Raw genomic sequence first — 19073 nt, 5'->3', positions numbered from 1 at the left:
GGGCGAAACTTTTTCACCTTAGACGAAGTTGCTTAAATTTGCGTAGTTCTTGTCGCGAGATTTTATTTTTCACCGCCACGTAAACGTTCCACACCTTTCATCACCGCGACCACCACCGCACCAATCACAAAGCCCAGCACCAGGTTGGCCACCATCGGTACCAGCGCTTGCAGCAGTGCAGGCTGGCTGGCGGCGAATTGCTCGATAGCATGATGTAACGGCGCAATGCCGTGAACCACAATCCCGCCACCAACAAGAAACATTGCCAGCGTACCGACAACAGACAGGATCTTCATGAGCCAGGGCGCGGTGAATAACAACCCTTTGCCCAGCCCCTGCGCCAGCACGCCCGGTTTCTCTACCAGCCAGTAGCCCATATCATCGAGCTTAACAATGATGCCCACCAGCCCATAAACACCAATGGTAACTAGCACCGCGATGCCCGACAGGATCAGCACCTGGTTTAGCAAAGGCGCCTCGGCAACGATGCCAAGCGTGATGGCGACAATCTCGGCAGAGAGAATAAAATCGGTGCGCACCGCGCCTTTGATTTTATCTTTCTCGAACTGCTGCGGATCTTGCGCTGCCAGCGCCTCCAGACGCTGCTGGCGCGCCTCCGGGCTCTCTTTATGTTTACGCGCTTCAAACGTGTGCAGCACTTTCTCCACACCTTCAAAGCATAAAAACGCGCCGCCAAGCATCAACAACGGTGTAATGGCCCACGGGATAAAGGCGCTAATCAGTAACGCCAGCGGCACGAGAATCACCTTATTCAGCAATGATCCACGCGCGACGCTCCACACCACCGGCAATTCGCGGTTGGCGCGCACACCGGTGACCTGCTGCGCGTTAAGCGAAAGATCGTCGCCCAGTACACCGGCCGTCTTTTTTGCCGCCAGTTTACCCATCACTGAAATATCATCCAGCAACGTCGCAATATCATCGAGTAATGTTAATAAACTACTTCCTGCCAAAATGTCTTCCTTTTGAATTTATGATGTAAAGCTTCTCAGTATGATGGAAAAAGTCCGGGACGAAAATCACCTCTTATAGTCAACAAAAATTTAACACTTCTTAAGCAATTAACCACTCGCCAGGCCGATAGTTTTAACGTTTACTATAAGCCTCTTATCTTTTGCCGTGGTGGGTTATGCGTTTCAGGCAAGTTTTACCGCTTATTGGCGCGCTTTTCGCGCTCTATATTATTTGGGGTTCCACGTACTTTGTTATTCGCATTGGCGTTGAAAGCTGGCCGCCGTTTATGCTGGCCGGTACACGCTTTTTATCTGCGGGCGTCATTCTGACCAGCGTCTTATTGCTGACCGGCCATAAGTTGCCGCCACTTCGCCCGATGCTTAATGCCGCGCTGATTGGCGTACTGCTGCTGGCAGTGGGCAATGGGTTTGTGACCGTCGCCGAACACCAAAATGTGCCATCGGGAATTGCCGCTGTTGTTGTGGCAACCGTTCCGCTATTTACCTTGTGTTTCAGTCATTTTTTCGGCATTAAGACGCGAAAACTTGAGTGGTTTGGCATTGCCATTGGCCTGGCGGGCATTGTTTTGCTTAATAGTGGCGGGAACTTAAGCGGTAATCCGTGGGGTGCCGTGTTGATTCTGGCCGGTTCGCTAAGTTGGGCATTTGGCTCGGTATACGGCTCGCGCATTGAACTGCCGAGCGGCATGATGGCGGGCGCAATCGAAATGCTGGCCGCAGGCATTGTGTTGTTAGCCGCTTCGGTATTAAGCGGCGAGCGCCTGAGCGCAGTACCGCCACTTTCCGGTTTCTTCGCCGTCGGTTATCTGGCGCTATTTGGCTCCATTATCGCTATCAACGCCTATATGTACCTGATCCGCAACGTCTCGCCTGCCGTTGCCACCAGCTATGCCTATGTCAATCCGGTTGTCGCCGTGCTGCTCGGCACAACTTTTGCCGGGGAACATCTCTCGTCTGTGGAATGGCTGGCGTTGGGCATCATTATTATGGCGGTGGTGCTGGTGACGTTGGGTAAATATCTCCTTCCGGCGCGCCCGGTAGTTACGCCTTGCGAGGCAGAGAAGTAACCGCCATCGCATGAATCCCCTGAGTGTCGATCTGCGCAGTCTGTTGCCCTTCGCAGATCCACTCTTCCAGCCGTTCACATAGCGCTGCATCGCCGAGTTTTAACCGCCCCCGCAGCGCACACTCCCAGACCACCAGCACTCGCCAGCCCTGCTCCAGCAACAATGCCGTATCGCGCGCATCACGTTCAACGTTTTTGCCTATCTTCTCCAGCCAGAAATCCCTGCGCGTGGCAGGCACTTTAAAAAGATAACAGGTGTGGTGATGCCAGAAACAACCGTGGGTAAAGATAACGCAGCGATAATCGTCGAGCACAAAATCAGGCCGCCCCGGCAAGGCGGCATCCTGGACACGAAAATCGAGCTCCAGTGAAGCAAGACACGCGGCAAGCCGCTTTTCAATCGCCGTATCCTTTGTGCCGATGGCGCGCATATTTTTACTGCGCGTCGCTTTATCATGCACATCCGCCATCGCGCGTCTCCGTCAGGCCAGATGAAAACCAAAGCGGCGCAACACCTCTTCATCAACGCGCTGGTGATCACCTTGCAATTCGGCGCTGAGTTTCGCCATAAAGTGCACCAAAAAATCCGCGTTGTGTTCGGCGAGTTTACGCCCTTGTTCAGTCTGCATGGTGGCGGGTAGTTTCAGCAATTTGCAACGGAAATGATCGAGGGCGAAGGCTTTATCATCCAGTTCACGTTCGGCGGCAAATGGATCTTCGCCATCGAATAAGGCTGCGCCCATCGAGCCGGAAACGGCAAAGACGCGCGCCAGACCAATCGCTCCAAGCGATTCCAGCCGATCGGCATCCTGAACAATTTTCGCCTCCAGCGTTTGCGGCGCAATGCCGGCGCTGAAGCTGTGCGCTTCAATGGCATGCCGCACGCCAGCCACGGCATTTTGCGGGAAATCAGGAAACTCGCTTTCGAGAATAGCCGCTGTTTTTTCTGCCGCCAGGACTGAAGACTGGTGACGCTGCGGATGATTTTTGGCAAAGCTCACGATGTCATGGAAATAACAGGCGGTGAGCACCACCAGCGCATCAACCTGTTGGCCTTGCATTAGCGTTTGTGCTGTTTTCCAGACCCGGCGAAAGTGTGAGACGTCATGCGCGGCGTCGCCGTGGTTAAAATGTTGAGAAATCCATTGGTCAAAACGGTGCTGCCAGTCGATTACATTCATTCTTGTTCCCGTTAATGAAAGCCCTTACCTGCTGTTTCAGGCATCCGGATCCTGCGGACGTGTGTACCAGGCAATTGCACCCAGTATCGCACCCACGACGGCTAAAACCAGCACGCCAAAAAACGAGTTCAGCCAGTTCCCGGTAGCGGTTCCCACCGTGCCAGTATTAAACCCGGCTGGCAAATTCGTCTGGCTGACTGGCCAGATATCGTTAAGCACAGACCAGACAAAATAGACGCAGAAAATCCAGAACACCCAGAGTGCCAGTTTGCCACCGAGGCTACGCACCGCTTTATCGTCCATAATGATTTTTTCCGCATGGGTTAAGGGATGAAAGAAATGAAATTGTCCCGACACAAATGTGACAACTCTCTCATCATATCTTCAGTTGATGAATTTTAAAGATATATCAGCGAGACTGATGAATCCCCTCACCCGCAACGGCCGCAGACCGCGAATGAGTGTGCCATGTGGAAATGACAAACAGACGTAACGGGATAAAAATTAATAAGAAAAAGTGTAATTAGTGCACTTAGAGTGACATTTTCAGACTGCGCGGAGACGCTCCAAAAATTAATGATAAAAGCGGCATTCATTTCTATCAATTATGTTAAGAAAAGGTTATAAAATGTGCAAATGCAAGAGTGGAAAAACAACTGTGACGGGAGTCGTTGAAAGCGAAGCGCGTAACTGTTTGAATAATGGCGGAGAGAGGGGGATTTGAACCCCCGGTTGAGTTGCCCCAACTACGGTTTTCGAGACCGTCCCGTTCAGCCGCTCCGGCATCTCTCCGTTCAGATGGTTGCCATGATGCCAGGTAATTTGGCATTTTAACAGACCCTGTCCCGTTAATTTGGTTCAAGTGGCGAGTTTGCGAGCAAAACGATGATTAAGTGGCCCTGGAAGACAAGGGAATCTGCCGAAGGCGCAGAATACCCCTGGGAAGAAGCGTTAAATGCCCCTGTGTTAGCAAATTTGTCGCCGGAGGAACAAGAGAAACTTGTTCATCTGGCTGACCGCTTTTTGCAGCAAAAACGCCTGGTTCCGTTGCAAGGATTCGAGCTGGATGCGCTAAAAAGCGCGCGTATCGGCTTACTGTTTTGCCTGCCGGTGCTGGAGCTTGGCCTGGAATGGCTGGATGGCTTCCACGAAGTGCTGATCTACCCGGCGCCGTTTGTTGTCGATGACGAGTGGGAAGACGACATTGGTCTGGTGCACAATCAGCGCGTGGTTCAGTCCGGGCAGAGCTGGCAACAAGGCCCCATCATTCTGAACTGGCTGGATATTCAGGATTCGTTCGACGCTTCCGGCTTCAATCTCATTATTCATGAAGTGGCGCACAAACTGGATACGCGCAACGGCGATCGCGCCAGCGGCATTCCGCTGATTCCGCTGCGTGAAGTGGCAGGCTGGGAGCACGATCTGCGCGCCGCGATGGACAACATTCAGGATGAGATTGACCTGGTTGGCGAAAGCGCGGCCAGTATCGACGCCTATGCGGCAACCGATCCGGCAGAGTGTTTCGCCGTGCTTTCCGAGTATTTCTTTAGCGCGCCAGAGCTGTTTGCTCCCCGCTTCCCGGCACTGTGGCAGCGCTTCTGCCATTTCTATGGGCAGGATCCGCTAAGCCGTCTGCGCGGGCAGGCGGGCTGCGATAACGAAAGTGCCAGGCAGGTACATTAAAATGCCCCTGTGTTTTAATTCGCCAATTGAATCAGTGCGTTAAATTTAGTGTTGACACTCAAGTACGGGGCCAGTAGTATGCGCCCCGTTCACACGATTCCTCTGTAGTTCAGTCGGTAGAACGGCGGACTGTTAATCCGTATGTCACTGGTTCGAGTCCAGTCAGAGGAGCCAAATTCTTGTTTTCATGCCGCTTTGCGAATCCCTATGTGATTCAGATTCAATAAGTTAGCGTGAAAAGTCTTCCCGATGCATTTTCAGTTTACCCTCCGCATCGGGAGAATTTGGTGGTCAGATTTGGGGTCAAGTTGGTTCGATGACGGAGTGACCCCCAAATGTCTCTTAACGACTCAAAAATCCGCAACTTAAAAGCATCCGAAAAACCCTTCAAAGTTTCTGATTCTCATGGTTTGTACCTTTTAGTTAATCCAGGCGGATCACGTCTCTGGTATCTCAAATATCGCATCAATAGAAAAGAATCACGCCTCGGCTTAGGTGCCTATCCCGGTGTATCTTTGGCCGATGCTCGTCAACAACGTGACGGTATTCGTAAATTACTGGCGCAGAATATCAATCCAGCACAACAACGTTCTGCTGAAAGAGTCACTGCCTCGCCAGAGGAAACCTTCAAATCAGTGGCACTAAGCTGGCATAAAAACAACAGAGCCTGGTCAGAGAACCATGCCGCCCGTCTGCTTGCCAGCATGAACAATCATATCTTCCCGATAATTGGACACCTGCCAGTCACAGAACTAAAAACCCGCCATTTCATCGACCTGCTGAAAGGGATTGAGAAAAAAGGTCTGCTGGAAGTGGCGGCACGAACCCGACAGCATATGTGCAACATCATGCGTCATGCCGTGCATCAGGAGTTGATAGAGCATAATCCGGCGGCTAATCTGGACGGTATAATCGCCCCGCCCGTTAAACGCCACTACCCTGCCCTTCTGCTGGAGAAACTACCGGAACTGTTGACTCGCATTGAGGACTACAAGCAAGGGCGAGAATTAACACGTTTGGCAGTATCACTTACTCTGCACCTGTTCATCCGTTCCAGCGAGTTGCGCTTTGCCCGTTGGTCTGAGATCGATTTTAGAAACAAAATCTGGACCATTCCGGCTACCCGTGAAACCATCCCCGGTGTGCGTTATTCCGGGCGTGGTGCGAAAATGCGCACGCCGCATATCGTTCCCCTATCCCGTCAGTCCATCGCTATTCTGAAAGAGATACGGGAAATCTCCGGGCATCAGGAACTGATATTTCCCGGTGACCATAATCCGTACAAACCAATGTGCGAAAACACGGTCAACAAAGCGCTGCGCTTGATGGGTTATGACACGAAAGATGAAATCTGCGGCCACGGATTCCGGGCAATGGCCTGTAGTGCTCTGATGGAGTCTGGGCTATGGTCACAGGATGCGGTTGAACGTCAAATGAGCCATCAGGAACGCAACAGCGTTCGAGCAGCTTACATCCATAAAGCAGAATATCTCGATGCTCGTAAGGCAATGATGCAGTGGTGGGCTGATTATCTGGATACCAATCGGGAAGGATATGTTGCGCCATATATTTATGCTCAACAACATTAGGCGTCAGGAGCAGCCTGATCGATAACGCTCTTAAGAGCAGATCCTGATAAAGGATCTGCTTTTCAGACTGCGAGGAATTTCCCCCCTCAGCATTTCACAAAAAATCGAGTAATGTCAGAGAATTACTCAGACTTGATACATAAAGGAAGGTCTATTGCGGCATAATCAATAACGTTGTATTAGGGTTACTTTTCTTATAACAATGATACTGCAAGATTAGCGTTGCGTGATCTTCATCGACAGCATAAAAATACGCTTCCGGCACATCCAGCACCGCCGCAAAACGGCAGACCAGACCAAAATCCGGCGAACTGACTTCCCTTTCTTTTGTACCCGAAACACCCGAGCAGCCCAACGGCCAGGGTCACCGAACAGGAGTTACACCATGAACCCTCACCCCACGACACCCCGGGCGTTGTTTGAAGTGGCATTTAAGCGCCAGCCTCGCCTGACATCCGTTGGGTCTGAAGATAGCCTGGTTCACCGAGTTCGAACTGTTTCTATGTGCCGGACTCGAGCACCGCAACTAATACTTGCCCAATCCTGGTGACATGGCTCATACCGCCGAGCAAGTGAGCGCTGGTGTGTAGGATAATGCCAGTTCTCCAAAGCGATGTGAAAAATCCTATGTAATCGCCTGCTGCTCCATCGCACCCGACCACCCAGTCTTGATAACGTGCAATCCCAAACTGCCCTTATTTATCGGTGGGCCATAATTTTTTAATCTGCATATATTGGCATGCAGGAATCCAGGTTCAGAATGAGACAGGATTCCTGCATGGGTAGTCTGATAACCAATCCGTAATTTAAGATCAAGAATAGTAGATAGTGTGCTGCCAATTGCGATTTACCACCACACTTCTGCCTGTGCCCCGACGGTAAACTGATCTTTCTTATTGTCGTTAAAGGTGAACTGAGTTATCTCGTTATCGAATGTTTTCAGATAAGTGGCGAAGAAACGGATCTCCGGACGCGAGGTCAGCATGCTGGTGCCCACTTTGAAGGTGTGGAACAACGTCGTTTTCAGGCCCGACTCATGGTACGTCTCGCCGCCCGCTTTATTGCGCTGATCGAACCAGCCCAGTTCAACTCCCGTCTGGTTAAAGGTGTCCCAGATATACGCCGGACGCACCACCGCACGGGTGGAGTTGAAGTCGGTGTGGCCACCGGTGTAGTAGTCATAGATATCATTGCCAGCGGCATACACCAGGGCATGAGCCATGATCACGTTTGGCAACAAGTAGTTTTCCCCTTCGGAGAGTACGCGCCAGGCCGTGCCGTTAGTGTGTTCACCGTAATACTGCCCGTTATAGCCATACAGCGCACTGGAGTCGGTCACCAGAGCCATGCCACTGGCGATCGAGTTGTTTGCCATCTGGGCAGTCACATAGGTAAACCCGCCGTTCTGCCAGTTTTGCGTCAACCGCGCCCCGGCATGCCAGGCATCTTTCACACTGTAATACGTGCCGTTGTTTTCATCGTGCTTATTCAGGTCGGTTTTGTTAGCAGCAGAGTAGCGACCAAACAGATCCAACGTGGCTCTATCCCATAGGGGCATTGCGGTGTAGCGGGCATCAATCGTGTTGGTGTTGATCTGTTGAGTCTGGCTGACGCTGCTGTCGACCGCGTGGGCATCAAGGTCTTCACGTACCAGCGCTACGTTGACCTTGCCTGGCCCCAGTTGCCAGTTTTCCAGCCCAATCCCGGCGGCGGAGTCCGATTTGTGATATTTGAAGTCGAGCATCTGGATTTCAAACTTCGGCAACGTATGTTTGCCCACCCAGAAATCAGCCTCCGGGGCAAAAGGCAAAAAACCTTTCGTGGTCAGATAGATATCGGAAAATTGCAGCAGGTTGTCAGAAGTGCTGTCAAACCAGCCAGCGCTGTATTGTCCGCCGACGTTGCCGTCGAGCATCACAACCGCTTTGGCCGTTTTATTGCCATCGCGGTAAACCCGCTGCGAAAATTCAAGATCGTACCAGGAGCTGTTTTCCTGACCAAAACGCCCCAAGGAACCAATGGCGTAGGATTTTGCCGAGCCCCGGTTTCCCACCGCATATCCCGAGCGGAAATAGCCGGAATAATTAAAGCCGATATCTTCTTTCACATATTTACTGATATCTGCCAGAGTCATCGACGAAGCAGGAGCGACTTTTTCTGGCGCCGCCACATTGGCAGAAATAACTTCCAACGGTGGTATTACCGATTCATATTTTTTAAGCTGCGCTTTGGTGGCATCTAATTCCTTCATATTGGAGGAGAGCTTATTCTCGAGAAGTGCCACACGCTCTTCCAGGGTTAGCGGCGCTGCATACAGCGCATTCGCCACCAATAAAGAACAGGCACTTAATGTAACGGAGCAGAGTACGGGTATATTAATATTCATATCAATCCTATAATTAAATTTTATTTAGTTATTCTTTAACAACAGGCGTAATGAGGTGCACAGGTGACATCACCCATGACGGTCGGTCTTATTATAAAAACAGGGTTGCATTGTTTTATATTAACAATACAACCCTATGGTACGATGTTTTTTACTTCAGGCCAGTGATGCCCGCTTGCAGTAAATTAATTTGCAGCAGGGTTTCATCATCTTTCACCAGTTTTTCTTTGCCGTTAATAATTGTCTCATAGAGGGCATCATAATAGCGGGCATAATCACCTTGTTCAGTGACAACTTTTTCTTCGTGATATATACCTGCGTCATCCATCCAGGTCAGCACACCGTAATCTTCCGGAGTGTCCTGACCAAAATCGGCGTTATCAGGCATATAAAAGAGCTTGAGGTGATGTTCCTGCTTATCCTTACTGTGTTTGATAAACATCCCTTTCTTGCCGTAAGCCACAAAACTCGGACGCTCTTTGATGCGGAAATAGCTCGATTTTACCGAGACTTTTAATGCACCGTAGAACATATCCACATCGAAGTAATCGTTCATACGCCCTTCACCTAACAGCTGGCGCACGTCGTAATTAACATGGTCCGGCGCACCAAAGTATGAAATCACCTGGTCGAGGGTGTGGCAACCGTGGCCATACAGGTAGGAGTTAATGGCACTGAATTCGTTGACCGACTCCGGGATGTAAGGGCGGTAATAGTCATAGTGCATCTCCACTTCGAGTAAATCACCGAGCTTGCCCGATTCAATCACCTTCTGGGTGGTCAAAAAATCGCTGTCGAAACGGCGATTCTGATAACACTGCACCATTAATCCTTTTTCTTTAGCCAGGTTATATAAGGTTTCGGCCTCTTCACGTGTATGGGTAAAGGGTTTTTCTACCACGCAGTGTTTTCCGGCCTGTAAAACCTTCAGCGCAAACTCATAATGCAAGGCGGCCGGGGTGCTAACCACCACCACCTGTATTTCCGGGTCACCCAATAGCACATCCAGATTATTGGTATAGGTGATGTTAGGTAATTTATCCCAACCATCACGATTTGCCGTGGCGGAATAAATGGTTTTGGTGGTTATTTTATCTGCGCGAGACAGAATAAACGGCAAGTGATAGCGATTAGCACTTTTGCCATTGCCGATAAAACCAAGAATTAATTTCGTTGTCACTGTTTCACTCCACAATCAGCTGTTTTTTACCCATTTCAATCATCTGAGCCGCCAGGGTGCTTACGTCAAGCAGGTGTGCAGCAGTCTGATAATCCAGGGTGTCGATAATGCGAATAAACGCGAGGAATTCATAAAGCAAGCGATGCTCACGACGGTCAAACGCAAATTGCGCGCTGTCACCGTTATTCAGTGCCATCTCGAAACCTGTCATCTGGTTGACCGGCAGGGTGATTTGCATATTCCCCTTATCTCCCTGAATCAACGAGGTGGTCGGCGCTTTACAATCTTTAGCGCCAATACAGACGCATTTGAAATCACCATAATCGAGTACCATCATCCCGCTGGTATCAATATTGTTATGCATATTGGCGAAGTAATTAACCGCTTGCGGCTCACCAAACAATCCGGCGACAAAATGGAGGTTGTAGACATTAATGTCCATCAGCGCCCCACCGCCTTTTTTGACATCAAAAGCCGGGTGCACAATGCCCGCCATAAAGTCATCATAACGCGATGAGTATTGGCTGTAGTTCAGAGTCACCAGCTTGATTTTTCCAATACGGGACAGCTGCGACTGAAGCGATAAATAGGCCGGAAGGTAATGAATATTCATCGCTTCCAGCATGATAACGTTTTGTCCTGTTGCCAGCTTCTTCAGCGTGTTCAGTTCTTCCACGCTGGTGGTAATCGGCTTTTCAATAATAACGTGCTTACCTTTTTGCAGCGCCTGGCTGGCAAACGGGAAATGCAAATGGTTTGGTAATGCCACGTAAATTGTGTCGACGTCGCTGTCCAGCATGGCCTGATAATCAAAATAAATATCATCAATGTGGTAACGGGCTGCCAGCTCGCGCGTTTCCTCTTCCGTTTGTGGCGTGCCTAGAATCGCCAGACCACTAAAAGGCAGTTTATGAACCGTCGAAAGCAAATCTTTAACGATCATGCCGGTGCCAAGAATGCCTAATTTCATGTTCCACCTCGTCGTGTCACCCGCCGCAATGCAGGTGGCATTGTTTTAAATCACACCTGAATACTTACAGCTCTGCGCCGTTGGAATGGATAACGTTCTGATACCAGTAAAACGATTTTTTCTTGTAGCGAGCCAGTGAACCTTTACCATCGTCATTGCGATCGACGTAAATAAACCCGTAGCGTTTAGAAAGTTGTGCGGTGGACGCGCTGACCAGATCGATACAACCCCAGGTGGTATATCCCATTACCGGCACACCGTCCTTAATGGCTTCATGCACCTGTTCCAGATGTTCACGCAAATACTGGATGCGGTAATCGTCATTGACCGTGGGTTCGCCCACGCCCTCGGTAATTAATACATCTTTCGCGCCCAGACCGTTCTCCACAATAAACAGTGGGAGTTGATAGCGGTCATAGTATTTGTTTAAGATGTAGCGCAACCCTTGTGGGTCAATTTGCCAGCCCCACTCACTGGCGGCTAAATGCGGATTTTTCACCCCACCCATCAAATTTCCGGTAGCTCCATCCACGTTAGTTTGCACAGTTTCGCAGGTACTGAAGTAATAACTGAATGAGAGGAAATCGACGGTATGCGTCAGGATCTGCACATCCTCTTCTTCCATCTGCAGATCAATGTTTTGCTCGCGGAAATAACGCTGCATATAACCAGGGTAATTTCCGCGAACGTGCACATCCGCAAAGAAATCATTCCGGTGATCGGCATGCATGCAGGCGATGACGTCATCCGGGTTTGGCGTCAGCGGGTAAATGGGCAGGCTTAATACCATGCAGCCAAATTTCGCCTGCGGCATGATTTCCCGGCCAATCTTCGTAGCCAGTGCGCTAGCTACCAATTCGTGGTGCACTGCCTGATAGAGATCCTGTTGGCTCAGTTCATTCTTAGGCGTGAAAATGCCGCCGCTCATCAGGGGATGATGCAGCACGGAGTTAATTTCATTGAAGGTCAGCCAGTATTTCACCTTGTGCTGATAACGTGTAAATACCGTGGTGACGTAGCGGGTATAAAAACCGATCATCGCCCGGTTTGCCCATCCGTTATATTCTTTGGTCAGATGCAGTGGTGTTTCGTAATGCGAAAGAGTGACTAACGGCTCAATGCCGTATTTATGGCACTCATCGAAAAGCGCATCATAAAAAGCGAGGCCCGCTTCATTTGGCGTTTGTTCATCGCCGTAGGGAAAGATCCGTGACCAGGCAATCGAGGTGCGAAAAACCTTAAAACCCATTTCCGCAAAGAGTTTAATGTCCTCTTTATAACGATGATAAAAATCGATCCCTGCAAGCTTCAGATTATTGTCCGTCGGATGCTCCGTCATCGGCCCCATTACCCCTTGCGGAGTGACATCCTGAATACTCGGGCCTTTGCCATCAATATTCCAGGCCCCTTCACACTGGTTAGCCGCAACCGCGCCGCCCCACAAAAAATCACGTGGAAATGTCATTTTTTACTCCTGAATAAGAAGGTTAGCGCTGTAGCTGGCGCTGTACGTCGATGATTTCTGCAATCAGTTCACGGGCCAGCATTGAGGTCATGATGTGATCCTGCGCGTGGACCAGCACCAGATTGACCTGCACTTTGCCGCAGCCTTCGTCCAGGCCAATCAGCATGGTCTGAACATCGTGAGCGCGTTTCGAGGCTTCCGCCGAAGCAGCAAGTTTTGCATCAACCAGCTCCCACTCACCGCGTTTGGCGGCACGCAGGGCTTCCATCGCATAGCTGCGCGATTCCCCGGCGTTTATAATCAACTCCATGACCGTTGATTCCATATCCATGTTTTGTCTCCACTCAATAAAAGAAGGCGGAATGGACGGCTTATGCCGTGGCCATTTCCTGCTCACGTTCTTGCTCAAGAAGCTGCTTTTCATAAATTTTGAAGAAAGGCAGGTAGATGAAGATGTCGATAACAATCAGCGTGATAACCAGCAACGTATTGTTCATGACCCAGCCTGCACCCCACGCAGCGCCAACCGGTGCGGGCGTGGTCCAGGGAACCAGAGAGATGACTTTGGCAATCAGACCACTGGTGGTGGCAAACCAGGCAATGATTGCGTTCACCACCGGGGCGACGATGAAAGGAATAAATAGCACCGGATTCATCACCACCGGGCTACCAAAGATGACCGGTTCGTTGATGTTGAAGCAGACCGGTACCACCGACAGCTTGCCGATGGCTCGGAGGTGTACCGCTTTACTGCGCATGTAGAGGATAACCAGCGCCAGCGTGGCACCCGAACCACCGAGGTTGATAAAGAAGGCCCAAAACGCCTCCGCGAAGATATGTGGGATGGGCAAACCGTTGGCCAGCGCCGTCTGGTTAAGTCCAAGATTAATCAAGTAGAATGGTTGCAGGATGCCGCCGACAATCGCCCCGCCGTTGATGCCAGAGAACCACAAAACCTGGCAGAGTAAGACAGCAATCAGCACCGCTGGCAGAGAGTCCGCCGCAGAAATCAGCGGGGTAAAGGCGGTCATGATTATTTCAGGTAACAGCATGCCGAACTGGTGTTGTAACACCACGTTCAACGGGTAGATGGTGCAGATAATGACAATCGCCGGGATCAAAAGGTTGAATGAATGGCGAATTTTATCCGGCACTTGTTCTGGCAGCTTGATACCAATGTTGTATAGCTTCAGAATGCGGACCAACTCAACACAGAAAATCCCCACCAGAATCGCGGTAAAAATCCCCGATCCGCCGAGGAAGGCCGCCGGCAGCGAACCCTCTTTGTAGGGAGAAGTGATCAGGAGGAAGGTCATCAGCGACAGCATGGCGCAAGAGAACGCATCCAGCTTGTACGTTTGTGCCAGGTTGTAAGCTATCCCTGCACTGATATAGCAAGCCATAATCCCCATCGTCATATGAAAGGGGGTCATGATTTCGTTGAAATACTGCTGGGAAACGGATAACCAAAGTTTGCCAATAAAGAAGGTGGTATCCGGTGCAAAAGGCGGAAACGCAAAAATAAGTAAAAAAGAGCCCACGATCATAAAAGGCATCGCGCCAATAAAACCGTCGCGAACCGCCATAATATGACGCTGGGTTCCGGCAACGGCGGCAACGGGCGTAATTTTATTTTCGATAAAATTAAAAAATGCGTTCGACATGATATTACCCTGTAAAATTATTGCACTGGGTTAGTTTGAGAATCCTGAATCATCTTCAGAGCATCATTAAGGATTTTCTCACCTTTGAGCATGCCGTAATCCATATTGCTGATGATGGCTATCGGCTTTCCTTCACGTTGAGCAATCGCCTTAAACTCTTCGAATTTATATTTGATTTGCGGCCCCATCAGACAGCAATCAAAATGCGAGATGGTCGATTCAAACTCTTCCATCGCCACAGCAATAATTTCAGCCTCGATACCTTTGGCACTGGCAGCCTGCTTCATTTTATTCACCACAATGCTGGTTGACATACCGGCAGCGCAGCAGAGAAAAATTTTTTTCATATCCAGCCCTCTTTATAAAAATAGTGTGTAACTCTGGCCCGGCATTTCATTCGGTCACGTACCATGGACTGGTGGCTATCGTTCGCCTGGTCATTTCGTATTGGGAATGAAATCTGCCAGAAAGCGTTCTTTTCATTTGACGGGTGCATGCTCTCAGTACTGGTCACAGGATTCCGTGACCCGAATCTCAAAAAGAACCAAATCACTTACAAATCATTATATTTATGTGATGAGCATCACTCAATTTTAAGCATATAGATTGCTTTTTATACACAAAATGAATGTTGATGCATTTAAACAGACATATCAGTAAGTGTTTTTAAGTGATTTAGTGTTAATAATAAGAAGTAAGTTTTCCTTCCATGAGGACGTACCCGGTCGGTCATGAAGCCGTGTACGCAAGCCACGTTTTCAGCTAACATGGCCTGGTTATCCTTACTCAGAAGATTGGAATACGTAATGACGCAAGAAGAACGCTTGATCGAGTTAGAGGAATTAATAAAAAATCAGGGTAAAGTGACTCTCGATTACATCTGTCAGCAGTATAATATTTCATCAGATTCTGCACGTCGGGATTTAGTCAAACTGACACAACTTCCACATATATTGCGTATTCGCGGTGGAGCTATTCTGGCAGAAAAGCGTGTCGAATTGCCTTATGTTCAGCGTGCACAATACAGTGCTGAAAAAACATTACTTTCTGCCTGGGCGGCTAAAACCATTAATGAAAAAGAGATCCTGTTTATTGATGCCGGTACGACATCTGCCGCCCTCGCCCGCCAGCTTCCGTCACCGGTTAGTGTCATTACCAACTCCATTGAAGTGTTAGGCGAGATCATTGGAAATAAAGGGATTAGTATTTCAGTATTGGGCGGTAATTTTGATGACTATTCTCACGCAATATTAGGTAATACCGTCTTGGAGCAAATTAAGCGTTATTATGCGGATAAAGCATTTATTGGCGTCAGTGCATTATCGGAAAGTGGCATCACCACAGATACAGAACTTGATGCACTGCAAAAAGTCGCCATGGCTAAACAGTCAAAAAAAGTGATTTGTATTGCAACCTTCGCCAAATTTAATCTACAACTGATGTATCAATCCTGCAGCTGGTCGGATATCGATCATATCATCACGGATAAAACACCACCAAAAAACATCCTCAAGCTGATCGAAGAGAACGATGTTGAATTGGTAGTAGTGGATACCAAAAGAACAGATACTGATGAGTAAGTAAGGCTGAGTTTTAGGTAATGAGTCTGCTCGTTGCAGACGTCCGGGCTTATGAGACGGTGCGGTTCGGCGGAGGCATGATCCTACCCACGACATAGCGGACACGCTGTTAAGCGAGTAAATCGTTAACAAGATGAACCATGATGCAAGCAAAATCTATGAAGAAGACATCCCGTAATCGATATACCCCGGAGTTTCACCAGCAGGCGCAGGCTGAGCGTATCGGCGTGGCCAAAGCCGCCAGGGAGCTCAGCCTGCACGATTATAAACTCTACGCCTGGTGCAGTTAACAACGTCAGCAGGGCTCCACCTCTGAGCGTGAACAGCAGGCAACCGAAATCGCACGCCTTATGCAGCAATTGGCTATGATGAGTGGTGGTTCTTTTATCCCCCTACTGCGCCATAAGCATGCCTGACAACTTAATAGGGGGCACTCCCACTAATCCAATTCCTAATGGGTAGTTGAAAAAAATTATATTTCCCTTTATTTATTGAGTTTATTATCACTCTCAGTTGTGTTGAAATTTCCATTCACTTTCTCGTTCAGAAACGATTTAAGTTCAGACGTAAATTTGAGCGGGTTTTTGAACATCAAAAAGTGATCACCTTGTTCTGCTCGGGTAAAAATAAATAATCTGGAGTCTGGAATAACCGACTGCATCCAGCGCTGGCTTTCAATATATGGACTGTATTCACCGGTGAAGATTGCCGTTGGAATATCTATTTTGTGTTCAATAACATCCCGCCAGTCATTGGTCAGATGATCAAAGAGTACCCGTTCGAGATCCTGCGGTTTGTTACGAGTTACTTGACGGGAAAAATTCTCAGAACTCGCAAACCATGGAGAGTCCATTAACTGAACCCGTTCGAATGCATTCAGGTCGGAAACAAGCTTATTCGGTGTTTTCATACCACGGAATGCTTCGATCATTGCTTCGGGTGAAGTCACACTTCCGCCAGCTTGCAGGCGTTCCTGCTCTGTCCAGTTTTGATGGCTGTAGATAGAGGGGGGCTCATCCACAAATGCAATTCGTTCTATGTCAGAAGTCCCAAATAAATCGATATAACTCCACAGAACAGATGCCCCCATGGACCATCCACTAAAACTGGCTTTAGTAATACCTGCATGCTGCGTCATTTCCCGGAGATCCATGGCAAAACGAGATATACGACTTCCGTAGGATGCGGATTCAGATAGCCCCTGATTTCTGGGATCCAGTACATAAACATGAAAGTCCTGGCTTAAAAGGTACATCACATAGATATACTCTGCCCCGTTAGCTGCCCAACCAGGAACAAACACCAGAGGCTTCCCTTTCCCTGCTTCCCAGTACCGAAGTTTGACCCCATCACTTGTGGTAAAGGTATTTAACTGTAAGCCCTTAAAATCGGACAGCCTGGATGGCATACCCTCAGGCGGAGCAGAAAAAACAAAATCCCGACCAATAACATCAACGGCAGAGGCGGCAAATACGGCATGAGTTGAAATGGTCATAAGAAGAGTGAAAACCCATTTAACAACATACTTTTTAAAATTTTTCACGACAATGTCCGGATAAATTGTATGTGCAGATGAACCCGTCTGAAACGGTTTAGTAATCGAACGGGCTCCAATAAAATTATCCGACAGAGGGGGAGCCGGATAATTGTTCAGAATATTCAGGCTTTCACCCAGGCAGGAGCGACTACCGGCCCCTGACCCAGGAAATAGCCAAACTGGATATTCATAGCGCCAAGAGGCTCAAGGTAACGGCTGTTCTTGAGAAGGCCCGCATTTACCGGCTCCAGATTCACAGATGTGGCCAGTTCAGCTACCTGCTCACGAGCCTGGTCATTATTCCCGGCAATAAATACCTGTAATTTGTTGCTCTGACGTGATTCTTCCGGGAGCAGTTGAGCAAAAAGCGTATTGAACGCTTTTACAACGTTAGCCTTCGGAACCAGTTTCTGAATTTCTTCTGCCGCTGAGGTCTCATGACCAATAACCAGTTCACTGAAATCAGCACTGACCGGATTAGAAATATCGACCAGCACTTTGCCTTCCAGATCACCAGCGGCTGAAAATACGTCTGTTGCTGCAAGGTAAGGGGTGGCAAGAATAATAATGTCTGCAACGGAGATAGCAGCGGCAATCCCTCCCCCCTGAACTGAATCACCTATTTTGTGAGCCAATTCAGCGGCTTTAGCCGGGTCCCGATGCCCGATAAACACGTCATGCTTACCAGAAAAAAGAGCAGCAAGTCCTGCCCCCATATTGCCTGTACCAATTACGCCAATTTTCATGTTTCGTTCCTCTTGATGATTAACGAAACCAGTCTATTATTGCGTCATAGCATGATAAATTGCTTTAATGTTTGGACATTATAACTGGATTGTTTTCAATGGATCGATTGACCAGCATGGCTATCTATGTCAAAGCTGTGGAGCTGGGTTCCTTTTCAGCCGCAGCGGATGCAATGAATCTGTCCGCACAACTTGTGGGTAAGCATGTCGCAGCACTTGAGCACCATCTTGGTGTACGATTAATAAGTAGAACAACCCGGCAACATAGCCTGACTGAGGCGGGCCATCATTTTTATGAGCGTGCAAAAATTATTCTTGCGGAGGTAGAAATTGCCGAATCGTTTGCCGAGGAAGTGAGGGTTGTTCCGCGTGGCAGACTTAAAATCAATGCCCCCGTGACATTCGGCATCAATGCGCTTGCCCCTCTTCTGCCGCTATTTCTTAAAGAACATCCTGAAATATCGGTCGAAATGACGCTAACTAACCGTAAAGTGGACCTGATTGACGAAGGATACGATGCTGTTTTCCGTGTCGGCGCGCTGGCGGACAGTGCTTTGATGGCAAAATCCCTTGCCCCTTACCAGTTGCTTCTTTGCGCAGCACCTGATTATCTGAAAAAAGCACTGTTACTGAAAAAACCAGAAGACTTATTGCAGCATGAATGTTTGATCTTCACTCATACCACCCTCAGAACACAGTGGGAATTTGATGGTCCGGAAGGCCATGTTTCACTGCCCGTTTCCGGGCGTCTGCTTCTGGACAGTGGCGAGGCGCTGATCAGCGCAGCCTTGTCTGGTTTTGGTATTGCAATGCAACCAACAGAACTGGTGTGGCCGCACATTGTGGCAGGCAGACTCGTACATGTATTACCCGAGTACAGCGTACCCTCAAGACCTTTGCATGTAATGTATGCCCCGGACAGAAGGCTGACACCAAAGCTTCGCAGCTTTCTTGATTTTTCGACCCGTCACTTCGGCACTGGCCAGGGGAAATCGCTCCCGGCTACACGTCGTGTGTTGTAGTGGAATTCC

General features: G+C 49.0%; 19 protein-coding genes, 2 tRNA genes and 1 pseudogene. 7 read left to right on the top strand and 15 right to left on the bottom strand.

What is annotated here, in order from left to right:
• Positions 1–62: 62 nt before the first annotated feature.
• The gene (locus JKP81_RS03250) at positions 63–974 is read right to left on the bottom strand and encodes a DUF808 domain-containing protein (RefSeq protein WP_200550581.1); all 912 of its coding nucleotides are present in this window, start codon (positions 972–974) and stop codon (positions 63–65) included.
• Positions 975–1150: 176 nt separating this feature from the next.
• Between JKP81_RS03250 and yedA the strand changes: the two genes are divergently transcribed.
• Entirely contained in the window at positions 1151–2062 is a 912-nt protein-coding gene (gene yedA, locus JKP81_RS03245; RefSeq protein ID WP_200550580.1) for a drug/metabolite exporter YedA, read from the top strand.
• On the opposite strand, the gene JKP81_RS03240 is transcribed toward yedA, so the two are convergent.
• The 4 genes from JKP81_RS03240 to JKP81_RS03225 all read right to left on the bottom strand — a co-directional run bounded on the left by JKP81_RS03240 (position 2037) and on the right by JKP81_RS03225 (position 4034).
• Entirely contained in the window at positions 2037–2531 is a 495-nt protein-coding gene (locus JKP81_RS03240) for a very short patch repair endonuclease (RefSeq protein WP_200550579.1), read from the bottom strand. The two genes, yedA and JKP81_RS03240, sit on opposite strands and share 26 nt — an antisense overlap.
• A 12-nt stretch (positions 2532–2543) precedes the next feature.
• Positions 2544–3242 carry a phosphohydrolase gene (locus JKP81_RS03235; RefSeq protein ID WP_200550578.1) on the bottom strand — a complete coding sequence of 233 codons (699 nt, stop codon included), beginning with the start codon at positions 3240–3242 and terminating at the stop codon, positions 2544–2546.
• 36 nt (positions 3243–3278) lie between these two features.
• Positions 3279–3545 carry a cell division protein DrpB gene (drpB, locus tag JKP81_RS03230; RefSeq protein WP_200550577.1) on the bottom strand — a complete coding sequence of 89 codons (267 nt, stop codon included), beginning with the start codon at positions 3543–3545 and terminating at the stop codon, positions 3279–3281.
• A gap of 399 nt (positions 3546–3944) precedes the next feature.
• Positions 3945–4034: transfer RNA gene (locus JKP81_RS03225), tRNA-Ser, on the bottom strand.
• Positions 4035–4127: 93 nt separating this feature from the next.
• Here JKP81_RS03225 and mtfA point away from each other — a divergent pair.
• From mtfA to JKP81_RS03210, 3 genes are all read left to right on the top strand, one after another.
• Positions 4128–4925 carry a DgsA anti-repressor MtfA gene (mtfA, locus tag JKP81_RS03220; RefSeq protein WP_200550576.1) on the top strand — a complete coding sequence of 266 codons (798 nt, stop codon included), beginning with the start codon at positions 4128–4130 and terminating at the stop codon, positions 4923–4925.
• A 98-nt stretch (positions 4926–5023) separates the two neighbouring features.
• Positions 5024–5099: transfer RNA gene (locus JKP81_RS03215), tRNA-Asn, on the top strand.
• Positions 5100–5260: 161 nt separating this feature from the next.
• Complete coding sequence (locus JKP81_RS03210; RefSeq protein WP_200550575.1) at positions 5261–6514, top strand: integrase arm-type DNA-binding domain-containing protein; 1254 nt, start codon at positions 5261–5263, stop codon at positions 6512–6514.
• 151 nt (positions 6515–6665) lie between these two features.
• Here JKP81_RS03210 and JKP81_RS23520 read toward each other — a convergent pair.
• The 8 genes and pseudogenes from JKP81_RS23520 to JKP81_RS03175 form a co-directional block, all read right to left on the bottom strand.
• A pseudogene (locus JKP81_RS23520) lies at positions 6666–6839 on the bottom strand (XRE family transcriptional regulator); the annotation flags it as partial.
• Positions 6840–7361: 522 nt separating this feature from the next.
• On the bottom strand, positions 7362–8900 hold the full coding sequence (locus JKP81_RS03205) for a carbohydrate porin (RefSeq protein WP_200550574.1): 1539 nt from the start codon (positions 8898–8900) through the stop codon (positions 7362–7364).
• Between the two features lie 151 nt (positions 8901–9051).
• Positions 9052–10080, bottom strand: coding sequence for a Gfo/Idh/MocA family oxidoreductase (locus JKP81_RS03200; RefSeq protein WP_039493235.1), 1029 nt, complete (start codon positions 10078–10080; stop codon positions 9052–9054).
• 4 nt (positions 10081–10084) lie between these two features.
• Positions 10085–11050: a Gfo/Idh/MocA family protein gene (locus JKP81_RS03195; RefSeq protein ID WP_039493233.1), complete on the bottom strand. Its 966-nt coding sequence runs from the start codon at positions 11048–11050 to the stop codon at positions 10085–10087.
• A gap of 64 nt (positions 11051–11114) precedes the next feature.
• Positions 11115–12515: a glycoside hydrolase family 1 protein gene (locus JKP81_RS03190; RefSeq protein ID WP_200550573.1), complete on the bottom strand. Its 1401-nt coding sequence runs from the start codon at positions 12513–12515 to the stop codon at positions 11115–11117.
• Positions 12516–12537: 22 nt separating this feature from the next.
• A complete protein-coding gene (locus tag JKP81_RS03185; protein WP_123333023.1) occupies positions 12538–12846 on the bottom strand; it encodes a PTS lactose/cellobiose transporter subunit IIA in 309 nt (102 codons plus the stop codon).
• A gap of 40 nt (positions 12847–12886) precedes the next feature.
• Positions 12887–14179, bottom strand: a complete 1293-nt coding sequence (locus JKP81_RS03180; protein ID WP_200550572.1) for a PTS sugar transporter subunit IIC — start codon at positions 14177–14179, stop codon at positions 12887–12889.
• Between the two features lie 17 nt (positions 14180–14196).
• The gene (locus JKP81_RS03175) at positions 14197–14526 is read right to left on the bottom strand and encodes a PTS sugar transporter subunit IIB (protein ID WP_123333019.1); all 330 of its coding nucleotides are present in this window, start codon (positions 14524–14526) and stop codon (positions 14197–14199) included.
• Positions 14527–14985: 459 nt separating this feature from the next.
• On the opposite strand from JKP81_RS03175, the gene JKP81_RS03170 reads away from it, so the two are divergent.
• Positions 14986–15759, top strand: a complete 774-nt coding sequence (locus tag JKP81_RS03170; RefSeq protein ID WP_039493222.1) for a DeoR/GlpR family DNA-binding transcription regulator — start codon at positions 14986–14988, stop codon at positions 15757–15759.
• Positions 15760–15917: 158 nt separating this feature from the next.
• Complete coding sequence (locus JKP81_RS23740; RefSeq protein WP_370568812.1) at positions 15918–16049, top strand: hypothetical protein; 132 nt, start codon at positions 15918–15920, stop codon at positions 16047–16049.
• Between the two features lie 194 nt (positions 16050–16243).
• Here the strand turns inward: JKP81_RS23740 and JKP81_RS03165 are convergent, their stop codons facing one another.
• Complete coding sequence (locus JKP81_RS03165; protein WP_200550571.1) at positions 16244–17302, bottom strand: alpha/beta fold hydrolase; 1059 nt, start codon at positions 17300–17302, stop codon at positions 16244–16246.
• 116 nt (positions 17303–17418) lie between these two features.
• Complete coding sequence (locus JKP81_RS03160) at positions 17419–18042, bottom strand: NADPH-dependent F420 reductase (RefSeq protein WP_072440259.1); 624 nt, start codon at positions 18040–18042, stop codon at positions 17419–17421.
• 98 nt (positions 18043–18140) lie between these two features.
• On the opposite strand from JKP81_RS03160, the gene JKP81_RS03155 reads away from it, so the two are divergent.
• On the top strand, positions 18141–19064 hold the full coding sequence (locus tag JKP81_RS03155) for a LysR family transcriptional regulator (RefSeq protein WP_039493219.1): 924 nt from the start codon (positions 18141–18143) through the stop codon (positions 19062–19064).
• Positions 19065–19073: the final 9 nt, after the last annotated feature.

It is taken from the genome of Kosakonia sp. LAM2021, assembly GCF_016620385.1.
Taxonomy (GTDB): Bacteria; Pseudomonadota; Gammaproteobacteria; order Enterobacterales; family Enterobacteriaceae; genus Kosakonia; species Kosakonia sacchari.
Note: the sequence above shows the minus strand (reverse complement) of the source record. Positions and strands in the feature narration are given on the sequence as shown.

Excerpts from the sequence above, each read along its gene's own strand:
- yedA (WP_200550580.1), top strand. The coding sequence starts at position 1,151 with ATGCGTTTCAGGCAAGTTTTACCGCTTATTGGCGCGCTTTTCGCGCTC.
- JKP81_RS03240 (WP_200550579.1), bottom strand. The coding sequence starts at position 2,531 with ATGGCGGATGTGCATGATAAAGCGACGCGCAGTAAAAATATGCGCGCC.
- JKP81_RS03235 (WP_200550578.1), bottom strand. The coding sequence starts at position 3,242 with ATGAATGTAATCGACTGGCAGCACCGTTTTGACCAATGGATTTCTCAA.
- drpB (WP_200550577.1), bottom strand. The coding sequence starts at position 3,545 with ATGGACGATAAAGCGGTGCGTAGCCTCGGTGGCAAACTGGCACTCTGG.
- mtfA (WP_200550576.1), top strand. The coding sequence starts at position 4,128 with ATGATTAAGTGGCCCTGGAAGACAAGGGAATCTGCCGAAGGCGCAGAA.
- JKP81_RS03210 (WP_200550575.1), top strand. The coding sequence starts at position 5,261 with ATGTCTCTTAACGACTCAAAAATCCGCAACTTAAAAGCATCCGAAAAA.
- JKP81_RS03205 (WP_200550574.1), bottom strand. The coding sequence starts at position 8,900 with ATGAATATTAATATACCCGTACTCTGCTCCGTTACATTAAGTGCCTGT.
- JKP81_RS03195 (WP_039493233.1), bottom strand. The coding sequence starts at position 11,050 with ATGAAATTAGGCATTCTTGGCACCGGCATGATCGTTAAAGATTTGCTT.
- JKP81_RS03190 (WP_200550573.1), bottom strand. The coding sequence starts at position 12,515 with ATGACATTTCCACGTGATTTTTTGTGGGGCGGCGCGGTTGCGGCTAAC.
- JKP81_RS03185 (WP_123333023.1), bottom strand. The coding sequence starts at position 12,846 with ATGGATATGGAATCAACGGTCATGGAGTTGATTATAAACGCCGGGGAA.
- JKP81_RS03180 (WP_200550572.1), bottom strand. The coding sequence starts at position 14,179 with ATGTCGAACGCATTTTTTAATTTTATCGAAAATAAAATTACGCCCGTT.
- JKP81_RS03175 (WP_123333019.1), bottom strand. The coding sequence starts at position 14,526 with ATGAAAAAAATTTTTCTCTGCTGCGCTGCCGGTATGTCAACCAGCATT.
- JKP81_RS03170 (WP_039493222.1), top strand. The coding sequence starts at position 14,986 with ATGACGCAAGAAGAACGCTTGATCGAGTTAGAGGAATTAATAAAAAAT.
- JKP81_RS23740 (WP_370568812.1), top strand. The coding sequence starts at position 15,918 with ATGAAGAAGACATCCCGTAATCGATATACCCCGGAGTTTCACCAGCAG.
- JKP81_RS03160 (WP_072440259.1), bottom strand. The coding sequence starts at position 18,042 with ATGAAAATTGGCGTAATTGGTACAGGCAATATGGGGGCAGGACTTGCT.
- JKP81_RS03155 (WP_039493219.1), top strand. The coding sequence starts at position 18,141 with ATGGATCGATTGACCAGCATGGCTATCTATGTCAAAGCTGTGGAGCTG.